General features: G+C 68.6%; 13 protein-coding genes and 1 pseudogene. 6 read left to right on the top strand and 8 right to left on the bottom strand.

The window, feature by feature from the left end:
• Positions 1-47: 47 nt before the first annotated feature.
• Entirely contained in the window at positions 48-2,402 is a 2,355-nt protein-coding gene (locus AXZ95_RS02085; RefSeq protein ID WP_018189339.1) for a M1 family aminopeptidase, read from the bottom strand.
• A gap of 153 nt (positions 2,403-2,555) precedes the next feature.
• On the opposite strand from AXZ95_RS02085, the gene AXZ95_RS19550 reads away from it, so the two are divergent.
• Complete coding sequence (locus AXZ95_RS19550) at positions 2,556-2,693, top strand: hypothetical protein (RefSeq protein ID WP_018189338.1); 138 nt, start codon at positions 2,556-2,558, stop codon at positions 2,691-2,693.
• A gap of 15 nt (positions 2,694-2,708) precedes the next feature.
• Here AXZ95_RS19550 and AXZ95_RS02080 read toward each other — a convergent pair whose 3' ends face one another.
• Positions 2,709-3,761, bottom strand: a complete 1,053-nt coding sequence (locus AXZ95_RS02080; RefSeq protein ID WP_018189337.1) for a LacI family DNA-binding transcriptional regulator — start codon at positions 3,759-3,761, stop codon at positions 2,709-2,711.
• A 130-nt stretch (positions 3,762-3,891) separates the two neighbouring features.
• On the opposite strand from AXZ95_RS02080, the gene AXZ95_RS02075 reads away from it, so the two are divergent.
• From AXZ95_RS02075 to AXZ95_RS02060, 4 genes are all read left to right on the top strand, one after another.
• Entirely contained in the window at positions 3,892-4,815 is a 924-nt protein-coding gene (locus AXZ95_RS02075) for a sugar ABC transporter permease (protein WP_018189336.1), read from the top strand.
• A complete protein-coding gene (locus tag AXZ95_RS02070) occupies positions 4,815-5,750 on the top strand; it encodes a carbohydrate ABC transporter permease (protein WP_018189335.1) in 936 nt (311 codons plus the stop codon). Before AXZ95_RS02075 ends, AXZ95_RS02070 begins: the two co-directional genes overlap by 1 nt.
• 50 nt (positions 5,751-5,800) lie before the next feature.
• A complete protein-coding gene (locus AXZ95_RS02065; protein WP_018189334.1) occupies positions 5,801-7,147 on the top strand; it encodes a sugar ABC transporter substrate-binding protein in 1,347 nt (448 codons plus the stop codon).
• A gap of 73 nt (positions 7,148-7,220) precedes the next feature.
• Positions 7,221-8,984 carry a beta-galactosidase family protein gene (locus tag AXZ95_RS02060; protein WP_018189333.1) on the top strand — a complete coding sequence of 588 codons (1,764 nt, stop codon included), beginning with the start codon at positions 7,221-7,223 and terminating at the stop codon, positions 8,982-8,984.
• A gap of 5 nt (positions 8,985-8,989) precedes the next feature.
• Here the strand turns inward: AXZ95_RS02060 and AXZ95_RS02055 are convergent, their stop codons facing one another.
• Complete coding sequence (locus AXZ95_RS02055) at positions 8,990-9,754, bottom strand: hypothetical protein (protein WP_018189332.1); 765 nt, start codon at positions 9,752-9,754, stop codon at positions 8,990-8,992.
• A gap of 124 nt (positions 9,755-9,878) precedes the next feature.
• On the opposite strand from AXZ95_RS02055, the gene AXZ95_RS02050 reads away from it, so the two are divergent.
• Complete coding sequence (locus AXZ95_RS02050) at positions 9,879-10,649, top strand: FCD domain-containing protein (RefSeq protein ID WP_018189331.1); 771 nt, start codon at positions 9,879-9,881, stop codon at positions 10,647-10,649.
• A 25-nt stretch (positions 10,650-10,674) separates the two neighbouring features.
• Here the strand turns inward: AXZ95_RS02050 and AXZ95_RS02045 are convergent, their stop codons facing one another.
• The 5 genes and pseudogenes from AXZ95_RS02045 to AXZ95_RS02025 all read right to left on the bottom strand — a co-directional run bounded on the left by AXZ95_RS02045 (position 10,675) and on the right by AXZ95_RS02025 (position 16,738).
• The gene (locus AXZ95_RS02045; RefSeq protein WP_018189330.1) at positions 10,675-11,988 is read right to left on the bottom strand and encodes an L-fuconate dehydratase; all 1,314 of its coding nucleotides are present in this window, start codon (positions 11,986-11,988) and stop codon (positions 10,675-10,677) included.
• Between the two features lie 8 nt (positions 11,989-11,996).
• Positions 11,997-13,625: pseudogene (locus AXZ95_RS02040) on the bottom strand (beta-xylosidase).
• Positions 13,626-13,666: 41 nt separating this feature from the next.
• Positions 13,667-14,080: an RbsD/FucU family protein gene (locus tag AXZ95_RS02035; RefSeq protein WP_018189327.1), complete on the bottom strand. Its 414-nt coding sequence runs from the start codon at positions 14,078-14,080 to the stop codon at positions 13,667-13,669.
• A complete protein-coding gene (locus tag AXZ95_RS02030; RefSeq protein WP_018189326.1) occupies positions 14,077-15,135 on the bottom strand; it encodes an aldo/keto reductase in 1,059 nt (352 codons plus the stop codon). The genes AXZ95_RS02035 and AXZ95_RS02030 overlap by 4 nt, the downstream gene beginning before the upstream one ends.
• 52 nt (positions 15,136-15,187) lie before the next feature.
• Complete coding sequence (locus tag AXZ95_RS02025; RefSeq protein ID WP_018189325.1) at positions 15,188-16,738, bottom strand: alpha-L-fucosidase; 1,551 nt, start codon at positions 16,736-16,738, stop codon at positions 15,188-15,190.
• Positions 16,739-16,744 lie beyond the last annotated feature (6 nt).

Below are 16,744 nucleotides of genomic sequence, written 5' to 3'. Positions count from 1 at the left end.
GCCGTTCAGCGGGGCTTTTCATTTGCGGCCGACCTCCGCGCCGGGGGCTAGTCCTGTGACGGGGCCACGGCCGTCATTCGTGTCGCCCGACGGCGACGCCACCCCGCCAGCAGCAGCGCTGCAACTCCGGCCAAGAGCACTCCGGAGGCGATGCTGAGCGGCAGTGTCACCGACGAGCCTGTGCTGGCGAGTGCGCCGGAGCCCGTGGCGGCCGACTCGGTCTGCGGATCCGACGAACCCACGGCGGCGACCAGGGTCAGAGCGCCCCAGCCGATCAGGTCGCCCTGGGCATCGACGATCGCCAGCTTGTGCGCTCCCAGTGGGGCGTCCGCCGGAATGGTGACCGAGAAGGCCCCGCCGGAGACGACGGCCGCCGCGAGCGGCCGCGGGGTCGAGAAGAGCACGGGAGTGACCGTCTCGCCCTCGTGCGCCCCGCCGACGATCGTCACGCGGACCACGCCACCCGGAACGGCTGTCGCCGGCACGCGCACCGGGCCGCGGGTCGCATCGGTCAGGTCGGCCTCGGTGATCGGGTCCGGACCGGAGATGACCGGCGTCGTGAGGGTCGAGGAGCAGTCCGCACAGGTCGCGCCCAGTGCTCCCACCGAGGCCGTCGCGGTGAGCGTGCCGCCCGAAGAGGTCTTCGCGACGACCGCGGTGAAGGCGACGGTCGCCGTGCCGCTCGTCGCGGTGTCCGGCACGGTCCAGGTGAGGGTGGAGCCGTTCAGCGCCAGACCGGTCGGGAGCGACGATGCGTCGATGGCCGCATCGTCGAGCACGTCGGCGAGGTCGACTGTCGCGGTCGCGCCGGTCAACGGGACCTGGCCCGTGTTGTTCGCGGTCAGGGTGTAGGTGATCTCCTGTTGAGGGGCGACCTCGCCGTCCACCGGGTCGGAGGTCAGGCCGAGCGTCCACGTCGACGGCCACGCCGGCTTGTCGGCGTCGTAGACCCAGTCCTGGAAGAAGGCGCCCAGATCGCGACCGGAGAGTTCTTCGGCGAGCGCGATGAAGTCCTCGGTCGTCTTGCTCTGACCGGCGTAGCGCTGCACCCAGGTCTTCATGATGGCGTCGAAAGCGGCCTGGCCGACGGACTGGCGCAACGCCTCCAGGGTCATCGCGCCCCGGGTGTAGACCTGCCAGTCGAAGAGGTCGGCCGGGTCGGACATGGCTGCGGAGGGAATGGTCCAGCGGGCGCTGCTCGCCGCAGTCGTGTTCCAGGTGGTGAACAGCGACGAGGCCGTCGTGGTGCTGCTGCCGTGGTCCTGGTTGTACTGGGTGGGGATGAACGTGGCCGGGCCCTCGTTGAGCCAGATGCTGTTCCAGTCGGCCGGCGTCACCGAGTCGCCGAACCATTGGTGCGCCAGCTCGTGGATGAACGTGCCCGACGAGACGGAGCGTTCGAAATAGGGGCGATCCTGGGTCTCCAGGGCGTAGCCGAGGGAGGTGATGTCGACGACGAAGCCCGTGCTCCCGCCCGGGTAGGCGCCGTACTTCGACTCGAGGTAGTTGAGGATCTCGGGGAGTGCGGCACGGCGCGTCTGGATCGTCGCCTGGTTCGTGGTCGTGACGGCCGGGTCGACGAAGGTCCATTCGTGGATGGTCCTACCGCTCACCGCGAGCGCGATATCCGACTCGTAGACGAGGTACTTGCCGATGGTGATCATCGCCAGTTCGGTGGCCATCGGCCGCGTCTGCCGCCAGTGCCAGGAGGTGCGGCTCCCGTCGCCGCTGGGCGTCTTCGCGACGAGCTCACCGTTGCTGACGGCGGCAGCGGAGACGCCGTCGATCGTCGTCGGGGCGTCGATGGTGATGTCGTAGGTGGCCTTGTCGGAAGGGGTGTTGTTGCTGGGAAGCCAGGTCATGGTGCCGACCGGCTGGCCGAGGGCGGTCGCCCCGTCGGAGGTGGAGACCCATCCCTCGCTCGATCCGTCGGGATCCACGTGCGTGACCGGGGTGCCTGAGTAGGCAACCGCCACGGTGAAGTCGCCGGTCACCGTCGACGCCGGCGTGACGACCAGCTTGTATGAGCTGATGCTCGGATCGCTCGTCCGGCTGAACGTCGCCGGGGTTCCGTTGACGAGCACCGACGAGACGGTGAGACCCTCGAAGTCGAGGGAGAACGAGGAGAGCGCCTGCGTCGCCGTTGCGGTGATCAGGGTCGTGGCGGTGATGCTCTTGTCGGCGTTGAACGCGAGCGCCACGTCGTAGTGCGTGACGTCGTAGCCGCCGTTGCCGATACCGCGGAAGAGCGAGTCCCCGATCGCTGTCGCACCGGGTGTGCCGTCAGCGGCGGCGGCCGGAGTGCTGAGTGCGATCTGGCTGGCGCCGATCAGGGTGGCTGCGAGGACGGCGGGGAGGAGGCGCCGCAGCCGCCTCCGAGGTGCGGTGTTCCGTGGTTCCAACGGTGATCCTCCAGGGATGCTTCGTCCGTGAGCGTTCGGTGGGCGAGACCATACCGGACGTTTGTTTCGAACATGAGTCGATTCTCAGAAACGGCTCGGGGCTCTCCGCTCGTGCCGGGTCTACGAGAAGATGAGGTGTCGAGAGGGGAACCCATGGCGAGACACCGGCACGAGGACGAGGCCAGCGAACTGGCGGAGGCGCAGGCCGCGGCGGCCACTGAGGCCACCGAGACCGACGACGACTTCGTGGATGCGGACGAGTCGCTCGAAGCGGACGAAGAGCCCTCGTAGCGAGCGGCCCGCCGGTCAGGAGGCCGGCGGTGCGGCCGTGCTCGCGCGCACGACCAGTCGCGTGTGGAGCACCGAGGAGCGCACCGGCTCCGGGCGCGCCTCGATCTCCGCGATCAGCAGTTCGAGGGCGCGGCGGCCGATGGCCTCGAACTCCTGATGGATGGTCGTCAGCGGCGGCCAGAACGAGTCCGACTCGGCCATGTCGTCGAATCCGACGACGCTGACGTCCTCCGGCACCCGCCGGCCCGCCTCGTGGAGGGCGCGCAGAACGCCGAGGGCCATCTGGTCGTTCGCCGCGAAGACGGCCGTGATCTCGGGGCGCGCGGCGATCTCCTGCCCGTGGCGGTAACCGGCCGAGGTCGACCAATCACCGCGGAAGACCTCCGGCACAGAAGCTCCCGCCGCCTCCAGCGTCCGGCGCCACGACTCCTCCCTGCGTGCGGCCGAATACGAGTCGCCGGGACCGGAGATGTGCCAGACCGTGCGATGGCCGAGATCGAGCAGGTGCTGGGTGGCCTGCCGCGCACCCTCCGCCTGGTCCGTGTCGACCTGCGGGTAGTCGGGGCGCTCGGTCGAGTCGACGACCACGACCGACAGCCCGGACGGCAGCTCGACGTCGGCACGGTCGACGATGTGCGCCTCGATCACGACGATGATGCCGTCGACCGCCTGCTCCAGCAGACGGCTGAGCGCGACGCTCACATCCTGCTGTGTCGGGCGTTCGACCGGGACGACCGTGATCGAGTAGCCCGCGGTCGCCGCTGACACGGCGATGGCATCCAGCGTCCGCATGTTGCCGTAGGACGACAGGGTGAACATGACCACGCCGATGTTCCGGAAGCGGCCGGACCGCAGCGCCCGCGCCGCGCGATTCGGACGGTAGCCCAGCGCCTGCATCGAGGCGAGGACACGCTGACGCGTGGTCTCCTCGACGTTGGTGAGGCCGTTCGCCACCCGCGACACGGTCTGCGTGGAGACGCCCGCGTGCGCTGCGACATCGCCCAACGACGGACCGCGTTTGCGCCCGGTTGCACGGGCGGACGGGGATTCGGCCAGCGACTCTGCCATGGTCTCCACTTCTCGGTGTTCAACACGAGTGTCAAACACGACCTTGCATCATGTTGACGTGAACATGTTAGAGTAGCCGCCACGATGTTGACGTAAACATCCGCACACCGATCTCGAACCCAGGGAAGACATGACAACGACGTCCCTCACGCGGGCCACCGCGCCCGGCACCCCCCGCCGCGGCCGCCGGTCGCGCCGCGACTGGCGCGGCTGGGCCTTCGTGGCCCCCTTCATGGTCGTCTTCGCGGCGATGATCATCGCGCCGGTGGTCTACGCGATCTACCTCAGCCTCTTCCGCCAGCAGCTCATCGGCGGCAACGCGTTCGTCGGGCTCGGCAACTACGTCGCCGTGTTCCAGGACGAGAAGTTCTGGGCATCCCTCGGCCGCGTCTCGCTGTTCCTCGTCGTGCAGGTGCCGATCATGCTGGTCCTCTCGCTGATCGCCGCCCTCGCGCTCGACAGCGCGCGGCTGCACGGCGCCGGATTCTTCCGGATCGCGCTCTTCCTCCCCTACGCCGTGCCTGGCGTGGTGGCCGCGCTGATCTGGGGCTTCATCTACGGCGACCAGTTCGGTCTGACCGCGAGCATCAACCAGCTGCTCGGGACCGGGCTCGTGCCGCTCAGCGGGCAGTGGGTGCTCGCCTCCATCGGCAACATCGTCACCTGGGAGTTCATGGGCTACAACATGCTCATCTTCTACGCGGCGCTGCGCGTCATCCCGGGCGAGCTCTATGAGGCGGCCGAGATCGACGGCGCCGGAGCGTTCCGCACGGTGTTCAGCATCAAGCTGCCCGCCATCCGCGGCGCGCTCGTGATCGCGACGATCTTCTCGATCATCGGCAGCTTCCAGCTCTTCAACGAGCCGAACCTGCTCAAGCAGCTGGCGCCCAACGCGATCAGCAGCTACTTCACCCCGAACATGTACGCCTACAACCTCTCGTTCGCCGGCCAGCAGTTCAACTACGCCGCGACCGTCGCGATCGTGATGGGCGTCCTGACCGCCGTCATCGCGTATGTGGTGCAGCTGCGCGGCACGAGGAAGGAGGCCCGCTGATGGCCACGCTGACCGACACCCGCAGCACCCGCCCGCGCAAGGCTCCGTCGCGCGCCGCAGCGCGCGTCCGGGCCGGCGCCTCCTCCGGCCGCCGCATCCGCAAGTCGCCGCTGCTGACGATCGTGATGGTGCTCTTCGTCATCTACTCGTTCGTGCCGCTCATCTGGCTGATCGTCAACGCGACGAAGACCCAGCCGGACCTCTACTCGTCGTTCGGGCTCTGGTTCGGCAAGGACTTCAACCTCTTCCAGAACATCGCCGACACCTTCACCTACCGCGGCGGAATCTTCGTGCAGTGGCTGGGCAACACCCTCCTCTACGTGGTCGTCGGTGCGGGCGGGGCCACGCTGCTCGCCACCGTCGCCGGCTACGGAATGGCGAAGTACAACTTCCCGGGCAAGCGCGCCGTGTTCGCCGTGGTGCTCGGCGCGATCGCCGTCCCGGGGACCGCCCTGGCCGTCCCGACGTTCCTGCTGTTCAGCCAGGCCGGGCTCACCAACACCCCCTGGTCGGTCATCCTGCCCTCGCTCATCAGCCCGTTCGGCTTCTACCTCATCTGGACCTACGCGAGCGAGGCCATCCCGACGGAGCTGCTGGAGGCGGCGCGGATGGACGGGGCAGGCGAGTTCCGCACGTTCTTCACCATCTCGCTGCGGCTCCTCGCGCCCGGCATCGTCACGGTCGCACTGTTCGCGATCGTCGCGACCTGGAACAACTACTTCCTGCCGCTCATCATGCTGAGCGACCCCACCTGGTACCCCCTCACGGTGGGCCTCAGCCAGTGGAGCGCGCAGGCGACCGGGGTCGGCGCCCAGCCGATCTTCAACCTCGTGATCACCGGATCTCTCATCACGATCGTCCCGATCGTGGCCGCGTTCCTGGTGCTCCAGCGCTACTGGCAGTCGGGTCTGGCCGCCGGAAGCGTCAAGCAGTAACCCCATCCCCCATCCGCAATCTCATTCCACGAAGAAGTGAAAGGAAGCTCATGAAGAGCACTCTCGCGTCCCGGCGCATCGCCCGGATCGTCACCGCTGCGGTGGTCGGCGCCGTCGCCGCCGCCTCCCTGGCCGCCTGCTCCGGCGGCACCTCGTCCGGCGGCGGAAGCGCCTCAGACATCGACGCGGCGCTCAAGCAGGGCGGGACCATCACCTACTGGTCGTGGACCCCGTCGGCGGAGGCCCAGGTCGCCGCGTTCGAGAAGGAGTACCCGAAGGTCAAGGTCAAGCTGGTCAACGCCGGCACGAACACGACCGAGTACACCAAGCTGCAGAACGCGATCAAAGCCGGATCGGGCGCCCCCGACGTCGCGCAGGTCGAGTACTACGCCATCCCGCAGTTCGCTCTCTCCGACTCGCTCGTCGACCTCAAGCAGTACGGCTTCGACAAGCTGCAGGACGACTACACCCCCGGCCCGTGGGGCTCGGTGAACGTCGGCGGCAAACTGGTCGGCCTCCCGCAGGACTCCGGCCCCATGGCGATGTTCTACAACAAGACCGTCTTCGACAAGAACGGCATCGCCGTGCCGAAGACCTGGGACGAGTACGTCGCGGCCGCGCAGAAGCTGCACGCCGCCGACCCCAACGCCTACATCACGAGCGACTCGGGCGACTCCGGCTTCACCACCTCGATGATCTGGCAGGCGGGCGGCCGCCCGTTCGACGTCGACGGCACCAAGGTGTCGATCAACCTCCAGGACGAGGGCACCAAGAAGTGGACGGGCACCTGGGACAAGCTGGTCGAGGGCAAGCTGCTCTCCAGCGTCCCCGGCTGGAGCGACGACTGGTTCAAGGCGCTCGGCAACGGCTCCATCGCCACGCTGATCACCGGCGCGTGGATGCCCGGCGTGCTCGAGTCGTCGGTGAAGGACGGCGCCGGTCAGTGGCGCGTCGCCCCGATCCCGACCTACGACGGCAAGCCGGCCAACGCCGAGAACGGCGGCGGCGGCCAGGTCGTGCTCAAGCAGAGCAAGAACCAGGCGCTCGCGGCCGGCTTCCTCAAGTGGCTGAACAACGACGAGGACAGCATCAAGGTGTTCCTCGAGTCCGGCGGCTTCCCGTCGACCACGAAGGACCTGAACTCCTCCGAGTTCCTCGCTTCCGCCCCCGAGTACTTCGGCGGCCAGAAGATCAACGAGGTGCTGGTGGACGGCTCGAAGAACGTGTCGACCGGCTGGCAGTACCTGCCGTTCCAGGTCTACGCGAACAGCATCTACGGCGACACGGTCGGACAGTCCTACACGTCGAACTCCAGTCTGAACCCCGGCCTGCAGGCCTGGCAGAAGGCGCTGGTGGAGTACGGCAACCAGCAGGGCTTCACCGTCACCGGCAAGTAGCAACAGCAGCACCTCCGTGGCCGGCCGCGCACGCCGCGGCCGGCCACGGCCTTCCCACCCCTTCAGGAGAACCATGACCACCTTCGAGATCGCGGGCGACGACTTCGTCCTCGACGGCGAGCCGTTCCGCATCCTCTCCGGAGCGCTGCACTACTTCCGGGTGCACCCGGACGACTGGGCCGACCGCATCCACAAGGCGCGCCTGATGGGGCTCAACACGATCGAGACCTACGTGCCGTGGAACGCGCACGAACCGCGCCCCGGCGAATGGCGTGCCGACGGCGCGCTCGATCTCGCCCGGTTCTTGAAGGCGGTGGCCGACGAGGGGATGTACGCGATCGTGCGCCCCGGACCGTACATCTGCGCCGAATGGGACAACGGCGGCCTGCCCGCGTGGCTGTTCACGGATCCGGAGGTTGGCATCCGGCGGTCGGAGCCGCGGTTCGTCGCCGCGCTGTCCGCCTACCTGCGGAACGTGCTCGACATCGTCCGGCCGCTGCAGGTGACGGAGGGCGGCCCTGTGCTGCTCGTGCAGGTCGAGAACGAGTACGGCGCGTACGGCGACGATAAGGATTACCTGCGTCAGCTGGTCGAGGTCATCCGAGGCGCCGGGATCACGGTGCCGCTGACGACGGTCGACCAGCCGCAGGACGACATGCTCGAGAACGGTTCGCTGCCGGAGCTGCTGAAGACCGCCTCCTTCGGCTCCCGTTCGCGCGAGCGGCTGGCGACGCTGCGGCGGCACCAGCCGACCGGTCCGCTGATGTGCTCGGAGTTCTGGGACGGCTGGTTCGACAGCTGGGGCGGTCACCACCACACCACCTCGGTGGAGGAGTCGGCGGCCGATCTGGATGCGCTGCTCGCGCTGGGCGCGTCCGTCAACCTGTACATGTTCCACGGCGGAACCAATTTCGGCTTCACCAACGGCGCCAACGACAAGGGCGTCTACCAGCCGATCGTCACCAGCTACGACTACGACGCCCCGCTCGACGAGGCGGGCGAGCCGACCGAGAAGTTCTGGGCGTTCCGAGATGTGATCGCGCAGTACGCACCGGTGCCGGAGCTCGAGCCCGTCGCGGCCGCGGCTGCGCCCGCGTTCACCGTCCCGTTCGGCTCCTCGGTTCCGCTCTGGTCTGTCGCCGACCGGCTGGGCGAGTGGTCGCACACGGACTCGCTGCCGACATTCGACGAGCTGGGCCATTACAGCGGTCTCGGCCTGTACCGCACCGAGATCGACACGACTGAGCCCGCGGTACTGGAGTTCGGCGAGGTCCGCGACCGCGCGTACGTCTCCGTCGGCGCCAGCCGCCTCGGCGTGCTCGCCCGCGATCACCACGACTCCGCCATCGCGCTCTCCCCCAGCCGCGGAACGCTCACCGTGCTCGTCGAGGACCAGGGCCGCGTCGACTACGGTCCCCGTATCGGCGAGCCGAAGGGACTCATCGGTCCGGTGCAGTTGAACGGCGAGGAGCTGCGGCGCTGGAGCGTGCTCCCGCTCGAGCTCTCGTCGCTCGCGCCCGTGCGCGACGCCCTCGACGCCGCCGGCGCCGAGACGCCCGAGCGCCTGGCCGGTCCGGTCTTCGCCCGCGCCGTCTTCGGCCTGGACGAGCCGTGCCCCCTGTTCCTCGACACGACGGGATGGGGCAAGGGCGTCGCCTGGATCAACGGCTTCCACCTGGGGCGCTACTGGACTCGCGGGCCGCAGGAGACGCTGTTCGTCCCGCGCGGCGTTCTGCGTGCCGGCGCCAACGAGCTGATCGTGCTGGAGCTGGAGTCCGCCGCCGAGGCCGTCGCCGCCTTCGTGCCGGAACCGCGTCTGGGCCACACGGAGGTCTGATCCGCTCAGAGACCAGCGGCCGACGGTGCCTCCGCGACCGTTCCGGCGGCGGGGCGTCCCCGGACGCTGAGCACCGTCACGCAGACCGCGATGGCGGCGAGCAGGACCAGGCTCACCGGTCCGGTCCCCAGCGCCAGGCCGCCGCGAGCGTGCGACACGGCGAGACCGTCGGACAGGGACGCCCCGAACGGCCGGGTCAGCACGTACGCGGTCCAGAACGCGGCCGTCGCGCCGAAGCCCCACCAGCGATAAGCCGCGCCGGGAAGGGCGAACAGGATGCCGAACAGCAGGGCGGAGGCGAAGTAGCCCAGCCCGAGCGTGGTCGCGGTCAGGTCGCCGACCGCTGTTCCCAGGGCGAAGGTCGCCAGGACCGCGCACCAGTAGAACACCTGGCGCGCCGGAGTGTCGATGCGGTGCACCGACAGGGTTCGCTGGGTGGCGAACCAGAGGACGAAGACCATCGCGAGAGCGACGGCGAACACCACCGTCGAGACGAGGTACGGGACGCCGAGTTCGACATGCAGCACATCGGCCACCATCGTGCCGAAGACGGCGACCATCAGCACGGCGCTCCAGTAGACCCACGGGATGTACCGCCGCACGGCGAACTGCAGCCCGAGCGCCACGGCGAACACCACGAACGCCCCACCGACGGCGACGACAGGGTCGATGGTCTTCACCAGGAAGTCGGACGCCGTCTCCCCCATGGCCGTCGTCAGCAGCTTGGTCACCCAGAACAGGGCGGTGACGGCGGGAACGGTGTTGCGCATCCACTCAGCATCCCGAACGGAGGCGGCTTCGCGCCTGGGTGGAGGGGGCGAACGCCTGAAAGGGCTCAGAGACTCCGATCACGCGCAGGCCGCACGGTGAGCACGACGCGCTAAGGTCATACCTATGGCGACCGACTCCGACGCTGCAGCCCGGCTCATCCCGCAGCGGCTGCCCGCCGCGCGGCTGGGCGTCGCCGTGGTGGCCGAGCTCGTCGAGATCATCGTCACGGGCCAACTGAAGGAGGGCGACCTCCTGCCGCCGGAGGGCCCGCTCAGCGAGCACTTCGGGGTCAGTCGAACGGTCCTCCGCGAGTCCGTGAAGCGGCTCGAGGAGAAGGGCCTGGTGATCGTGTCCCAGGGTCGCGGCACGCAGGTCCAGGCGCCCGGCTACTGGAACATGCTCGACCCGGTGGTGCTCTCTGCGCTCATCGACAACGACGAGAGCCTCGGCGTGCTCGACGAACTGACCGTCGTGCGCGCAAGCCTCGAGTCGGCGATGGCAGGCGCGGTCGCCCGCTCGCACACGGCCGACGGGCTGCGGCGCCTCGAGAACGCGCTCACCGCGATGCGCGAGAGCGAGTCGGAGACGGACTCCTTCCGGCAGGCCGACGTGGTGTTCCACTACGCGCTCATGGAGATCTCCGGCAACCGCCTCGCGGAGAACATCGCCAAGCACCTCTACAAGCGCGCCGTCGAGTCCAGCCGATACCAGGGCATCAACCCGCCGGATGCCGTGGCGCTGACTCTCGACGAGCACGCGGCCATCGTGGAGGCCATCGCCAACGGGGATGCGGCCGCCGCCGAGCGGGCCATGCACGACCACATCCACATCTCGTGGGAGCGCCGCCGACTGCCGGATCACGCGCCGGGCGCCCGCGCGGGCCAGTCGAGCTGACCGACAGGCGGCGGGTCGTCGGTGATCAGGGCGTGAGCGCGGCCTGGCGCCAGTAGCCGCCGTCCGGGTACGAATACCGCGCGACGGATTCACCGAACATCTCGGCGCTGTACCCGGGCTTCGACGGGAGCGTGTAGTTGCCGTCGACGACGATGCACGGGTCGGTGAAGTGCTCGTGGAGGTGATCGACGAACTCGGTCACCCGGTTCTCCAGAGTCCCCGAGACCGCGACGTAGTCGAAGATGGACAGGTGCTGGACCAGTTCGCACAGTCCGACACCTCCGGCGTGCGGGCAGACCGGCACGCCGAACTTCTTCGCCATCAGGTACACGGCGAGGATCTCGTTGACGCTCGCGAGCCGAGCGGCGTCGAGTTGGCAGAAATCGATGGCTTCGGCCTGGAACATCTGCTTAAACAAGACCCGGTTCATGCCGTGCTCGCCCGTGGCGACCCCGATGGGCGCGACAGCCTTCCGGACGGCGGCGTGTCCGAGGACATCGTCCGGGCTCGTCGGTTCCTCGATCCACAGTGGCGTGAACTCGGCGAGCCGCCGCACCCATTCGATGGCCTCCGGCACATCCCACACCTGATTGGCGTCGATCATGAGCGTGGCGTCCCAGCCGATGACCTCGCGGGTGATCCGAAGACGACGGATGTCGTCGTCCAGGTTCGCGCCGACCTTGAGCTTCACGTGCCGGTAGCCCGCATCGACCGCCTCCCTGAGCAGACGACGGAGCTTGTCGTCGCTGTAGCCGAGCCAGCCGGCACTGGTCGTGTAGCAGGGATAGCCTCCGCGTGCTTCGAGCTCGGAGATGCGCTGAGCGCGGGTCAGCGCCATCTCGGTGAGGATGTCGATCGCCTCGTCGCGAGTGAGCGCGTCGGACAGGTAGCGGAGGTCTGCGGCGCCGACGAGCTCCTCCGGTGTCATCTCCGCCAGGAGACGCCACAGCGGCTTGCCTGCGCGACGGGCGGCGAGATCCCAGACGGCGTTCATGACGGCGGCCATCGCCAGATGCACGACGCCCTTCTCCGGGCCGAGCCAGCGCAACTGGGTGTCGGACGCGAGCAGACGGTACGTTGCGCCGAGATCGCCGACGACCTCCTCCACCGAGCGGCCGATCAGCGGAAGCGCCCGCTGGCGAGCGGCCTCGACGCACAGGTCGTTTCCGCGGCCGATCGTGAAGGTGAACCCGAACCCGTTGAGCTCGGCGTCATCCGTGTCGAGCACGACGTAGGCGGCCGAGTAGTCGCCGTCCTTGTTCATCGCGTCCGAGCCGTCGAGACTGAGCGACGTGGGAAAGCGCACGTCGAAGACGCGGGCGCCGGTGATCGTGGTCATGGTGGCGCCTACAGTGCGAAGACCGACGCCACGGCCCACGGGGCCAGGGCGAGGTCGATCTCGAGGGTCCCGTTCTCCGAGGCGATCAGGGTCTGCCGCTGAAGGGCGTCGCCCTGCTCGCGCAGGTAGGTGGCCTGGGCACGGGAGAGGTTGAGGGGCCGGCCCATGGCACTCCACGCTTCGGCCGCGTCGCCGTGCCCGGGGGCGAGGATCTCGACCGCGAAGACGGCGCCCGGCTCCAGCCCGCCGATGGTGTGCCGCACGCGCTCGTCGGCACCTATTCCGATCAGGTCGCGCGTCGCCTCATAGGAGGTGCGCGAGCCGACCGAGCGGCCGTTCATGTCGTCGGGGTAGTTGTAGAAGACCGCGGCCAGCTTTCCCGTCGCGCTGTGCTGCGAGACGACGCCGCGTTCGGTGGAGGCGATCAGCCGATCGCCCAGCCGGTTGAGCATCTCGAAGGCGTGGAAGGTCGGCTTGTGGATGCCCTGCTCGTTCACCAGGCCGAATCCGCCATGGAACGGGCCGATCCCGGCGCCGCCCTCCTCGAAGATGTCGGTGAAGGTCCAGTAGGAGATGGAGTCGGCCAGGTCTGCGCAGCGGAGATAGGCCCGCGTGATTTAGGTGGCGGCGAACACCGTGTCGTGGATGTGGTCGCGGCTCGACGGTGAGCTCGACCACTCGGTGATGTGCACCTCCGCGTCCGGGTAGGCGCTCTGGCCGATCAGCCGCCGGAGCAACGTCAAGTCGTCCGAGGTCGCATCCGCGTAGCGGGTGAGACTGACGGCCTCGCCGTTGGCTCCGAAGGCGAAGTCGGTGGGGTACAGGTGCGTCGAGATGAAGTCGACCGGGAGCTCCCGCTCAGCGCACCAGGCGAGGAAGTCCTCGATCCACACCGGTCTCCAGTCCAGTGCGTCCGGGTCGGATGCCGCGGCGGTGGCGTGCTCAGCCGAGCGGTCCTCGGTCTCTCCCGCGTACCGCTCGTCCGGCACGAAGACGCTGGTCGACGGACCGCCGACCTGGAGTTCGGGATCGATAGCCTTGATGGCCTGCACCGTCCGGGCGTACAGCTCGAAGTACTCGGTCTTCGTTCCGGTCCAGAAATGGGGAACGAGGTTGGGTTCGTTCCAGACCTCGAACCGCCACTCCCGCACTTCGGCGAGACCGTAGCGCTCGATCCAGTGCTCCACCGAACGCACCACCAGTTCCGCCCAGCGATCCATGTCCTTCGGCGGGCTGCAGTGCGCACCCCACCAGAACACCGTCTCGGTCTGGGTGGCGAGCTCGCGCGGCATGAAGCCGAGTTCCACGAACGGCCGCACTCCCAGATCGATCAGGAAGTCGAACACCTTGTCCACGTAGGAGAAGGTGTGCACCGGGGTCTCGAGAGGCACATCCGGCCCGAAGCCTCCACCATAGGAGCCGCGGTACACGAACATGTCGTCGTGGAAGACCCCATGGAAGCGGAGGTAACGGAACCCGAGGCGATCCACGGCCTCACGGAACTGCTGCTGCCAGTCGGCCCGAAGCGCTTCATTGGCCCGGCCCGCCCCCGCGCAGAGGCTCCAGACGTGGGGAAGGACGGTCGACTCGGTGACGCGGTCGTCGACGGTGATGACGGGAAGCGAGGCGGGTACCATGGGAATGATCTCCAGATGGTGGTGTGCGAAGCGGATCCGCGTCAGCGCAGACCGATCGTGAGCAGCAGGTTGCCGTACAGGCGCTCGTCCCCGGTGGCGATGACGACGCCCACGTCCGGCGAGCGCACCCGGTCGTAGAACGCGAAGCGGTCGACTCTCTCCATGGGCACGTCCGCGCCCAGACGGCGTTCGTAGTCGTCCTGCGCCGGCGCCGCGACCCCGGGCGGGGTCTGCATGACGGTTGCCGCTTCGATGTTGACGACGGTGAGCACGGCGTCGAGCACCGATGTGACGTCGAGCAGGCCAGGGCGCAGATTGAGATGGATGAGGCGCACACCCGATCCGGTGGCGGTCAGGTACGGGTAGTTCCCGTCGGCGATGAGCACCCCGGAGCCGTGGCCCGACGAGGCGAGCGCCTCCAGGAGCGGAGGATGGACGAGCGGACCGGTGATCATGCGGACACCTCCGCTGCTGCGCGGGCGGCCGTGCGATCCGCGGCGTAACCATCCCAGCTCGGGATCGTTCCGTCGACGTCCCACAGGTCGAGCCAGCTGCCGGCGCCGGGCCACAGGAACACCTGACCCTTGATGAGGCGGTTGTTCTGTTCCGCCGATCGCAGCTCCTCGAGCTCCGCAGGGGTCAGCGGGTCCTCGACGACCGACCGCAGGTTGGCGATCAACTGCGACTCCTTCACCGAGAACGGGATCGGGATCTGGCCGCGCTGCACCGCCCACTTCAGGCAGATCGCCGCCGGATGCACTCCGTGCGCACGGGCGATCGAGACCACGACGGGATGCTCCATGTCCGACACATCCGAGAGGACGCGGTCGCGTTCGGGTCGCGACGGCGAGCCCAGGGGCGAGTAGCCCACCGGCTGGATGCCGTGATCGAGGCAGAACCGGAAGAGCTCGGGCTGCTGGAAGCACGGGTGCAGTTCCATCTCGTTCAACGCCGGTGCGATCCGCGCATCGGAGAGGATCGCCGTCAGCTTCGGGATGGTGACGTTCGAAGTCCCGAGGTGCCGTACGACCCCCTCGTCGACGAGGCCCTCCAGCGCGTGCCAGAGCGCCATGTACTCCTCGTGGATGTACGGGCGCGCGTCCGGGTCGCGGTCGGCCGCGTCGGCGAACGGTGCGTGGTGGTTCGGGAACGGCCAGTGCACGAACACCGCGTCGAGAACGTCCAGGCGCAGGTCGCTCAACGACCGGCGGACCGAGGCGACCGCGGCCTCGGGTTCGTGGGCGTCGTTCCACACCTTCGACATCACGAACAGCTCGTCACGGGGTACGCCGCCGGCGATCGCGTCCTGCAGGACCACGCCGACCTGTGCCTCGTTGCCGTACACGGACGCGCAGTCGATCAGGCGGTACCCGGCTCGGATCGCGCCGCCCACGGCAGCGGCCACCTCGTCCGGCCCGTAATGGTCGGATCCGAACGTCCCGACGCCGATCGCGGGCATCACGGCCCCGCTCGCGAGGCGGCGGGTGGGCACGGTGTCGATCGTGGTCATGTGTGTTCTCCGTTTTTCGATGTGAGCGGGCGGATGTGTCGCGGCGCCCGCACTAGATGCCCAGGCCGTGGAAGAAGTCGATGCGTGTCTCGGCGACAGGCGGCTCCAGCTCGATACGCACCACCGCGCCACCGGGTCCCGTGGTCTCCGCGGGCGGGAGCACCACTTCCAGGGCCTCGCCGGTGCGCGTCCACTCCGGCCGCTCCGACGAGCCCAGGACGCGCACGTCGGCGATCGGGCGGTCGAGGAAGCGGCTGCCCGACCCGAAGCTCCGGATGCGCATCCGGCCGTCCTCCGGCCGCACCATCCCGATCGCGTAGACGTAGTCGTGGCCGACCTCCGTCATCCTGGTGAAACGGAGGTCCTCCGCCGAGTACACGGGAGCGGCTGCGTCGGTGAACGAGCCGGCGGCGGGAGCCGTCGGCCCCTCGCCGAAGACGACCCACGGGCTGGAGCCGTAGATCGCTTCGCCGTGGACGGCCAGCCAGTCGCCCACGGCCTCCAGCAGCGCGGCCTCCTCGTCGGGGATCGTCCCGTCAGGACGGGGGCCGATGTTGAGCAGCAGGTTCCCGTTCTTCGCGACCACGTCGACGAGCTCCTGGATGAGCTCGGAGGCGTCCTTGTAGTCGTGCCCTTCCACCCAGCTCCACGATGTCCGCGACACCGATGTGTCGTTCTGCCAGACGTCGGGGCGGATGCCGCCCATCGTGCCGCGCTCGATGTCGAGCACCGCCGAGCCCGGCGCGAACGACTCCCACTTGTAGTTGATGACGACGTCGCGCCCCCACTCCGCCGCACGGTTGTAGTAGTACGCGGCGAGTCTGCGGATGTAGGGCTCGAACGACGGCTCCTCGATTCCGGTGTCGAAGTAGAGGATCTGCGGCCGGTAGGAGTCGATGATCTCGACGGTCCGCAGCAGCCAGTCCTCCAGGAACCGCTCGGTGGGATTCATCTCCTTGCGGAGGGCCGGCCCGTACAGGTCGGCGTACGCGGGATCGCGGACGTCGGAGTCGAACTCCGCTCCCCCGTTCATGAAGAACCAGTGCTCCGCCCGGTGGGTGGACGCGCCGGTGATCAACCAGGCCTGGTCGACCGCCGCCAGCAGGTCTCCCATCACGTCGCGCTGCGGGCCGACCTGCGTCACGTTCCAGCGCGAACGCGCCGTGTCGTACATCGCGTAGCCGTCGTGATGCTCGGCGACCGGCACGACGAACTGCGCGCCCGCGCGCTTGAACAGTGCGACCCACTCCTGCGGGTCGTAGTGCTCCATGCGGAAATGCGGAAGGAAGTCCTTGTAACCGAAACGGTCATGCGGCCCGTACGTCGCCAGGTGGTGGTCGAACGCGGGCGTGCCGCGCCGGTACATCGTGCGCGGGTACCACTCGTTCCCGAACGCCGGCACCGAGAAGGCTCCCCAGTGCAGGAAGATGCCGAACTTGGCGTCGCGGTACCACTGCGGAGCGCGATACCGGGACAGCGACTCCCAGGTGGCGTCGTACGGCCCGGCGTCGATGACGGCGTCGACCATCGCGAGCGCTGCACGGTTGTCCGAGACGTCGACGGGCGCCGGCAGCGTCGAGGGGTCGAGCGGTTCGAGGTTCACATGTCT

The organism is Leifsonia sp. 115AMFTsu3.1, from assembly GCF_004362795.1.
In the GTDB taxonomy this organism is placed as follows: domain Bacteria; phylum Actinomycetota; class Actinomycetes; order Actinomycetales; family Microbacteriaceae; genus Leifsonia.
The sequence above is the reverse complement of the archived record's forward strand: the minus strand, read 5'-3'. Positions and strand labels throughout refer to the sequence as shown.

Excerpts from the sequence above, each read along its gene's own strand:
- AXZ95_RS02035 (WP_018189327.1), bottom strand. The coding sequence starts at position 14,080 with ATGATCACCGGTCCGCTCGTCCATCCTCCGCTCCTGGAGGCGCTCGCC.
- AXZ95_RS02030 (WP_018189326.1), bottom strand. The coding sequence starts at position 15,135 with ATGACCACGATCGACACCGTGCCCACCCGCCGCCTCGCGAGCGGGGCC.
- AXZ95_RS19550 (WP_018189338.1), top strand. The coding sequence starts at position 2,556 with ATGGCGAGACACCGGCACGAGGACGAGGCCAGCGAACTGGCGGAGGCG.
- AXZ95_RS02050 (WP_018189331.1), top strand. The coding sequence starts at position 9,879 with ATGGCGACCGACTCCGACGCTGCAGCCCGGCTCATCCCGCAGCGGCTG.
- AXZ95_RS02045 (WP_018189330.1), bottom strand. The coding sequence starts at position 11,988 with ATGACCACGATCACCGGCGCCCGCGTCTTCGACGTGCGCTTTCCCACG.
- AXZ95_RS02070 (WP_018189335.1), top strand. The coding sequence starts at position 4,815 with ATGGCCACGCTGACCGACACCCGCAGCACCCGCCCGCGCAAGGCTCCG.
- AXZ95_RS02060 (WP_018189333.1), top strand. The coding sequence starts at position 7,221 with ATGACCACCTTCGAGATCGCGGGCGACGACTTCGTCCTCGACGGCGAG.
- AXZ95_RS02075 (WP_018189336.1), top strand. The coding sequence starts at position 3,892 with ATGACAACGACGTCCCTCACGCGGGCCACCGCGCCCGGCACCCCCCGC.
- AXZ95_RS02065 (WP_018189334.1), top strand. The coding sequence starts at position 5,801 with ATGAAGAGCACTCTCGCGTCCCGGCGCATCGCCCGGATCGTCACCGCT.
- AXZ95_RS02080 (WP_018189337.1), bottom strand. The coding sequence starts at position 3,761 with ATGGCAGAGTCGCTGGCCGAATCCCCGTCCGCCCGTGCAACCGGGCGC.
- AXZ95_RS02055 (WP_018189332.1), bottom strand. The coding sequence starts at position 9,754 with ATGCGCAACACCGTTCCCGCCGTCACCGCCCTGTTCTGGGTGACCAAG.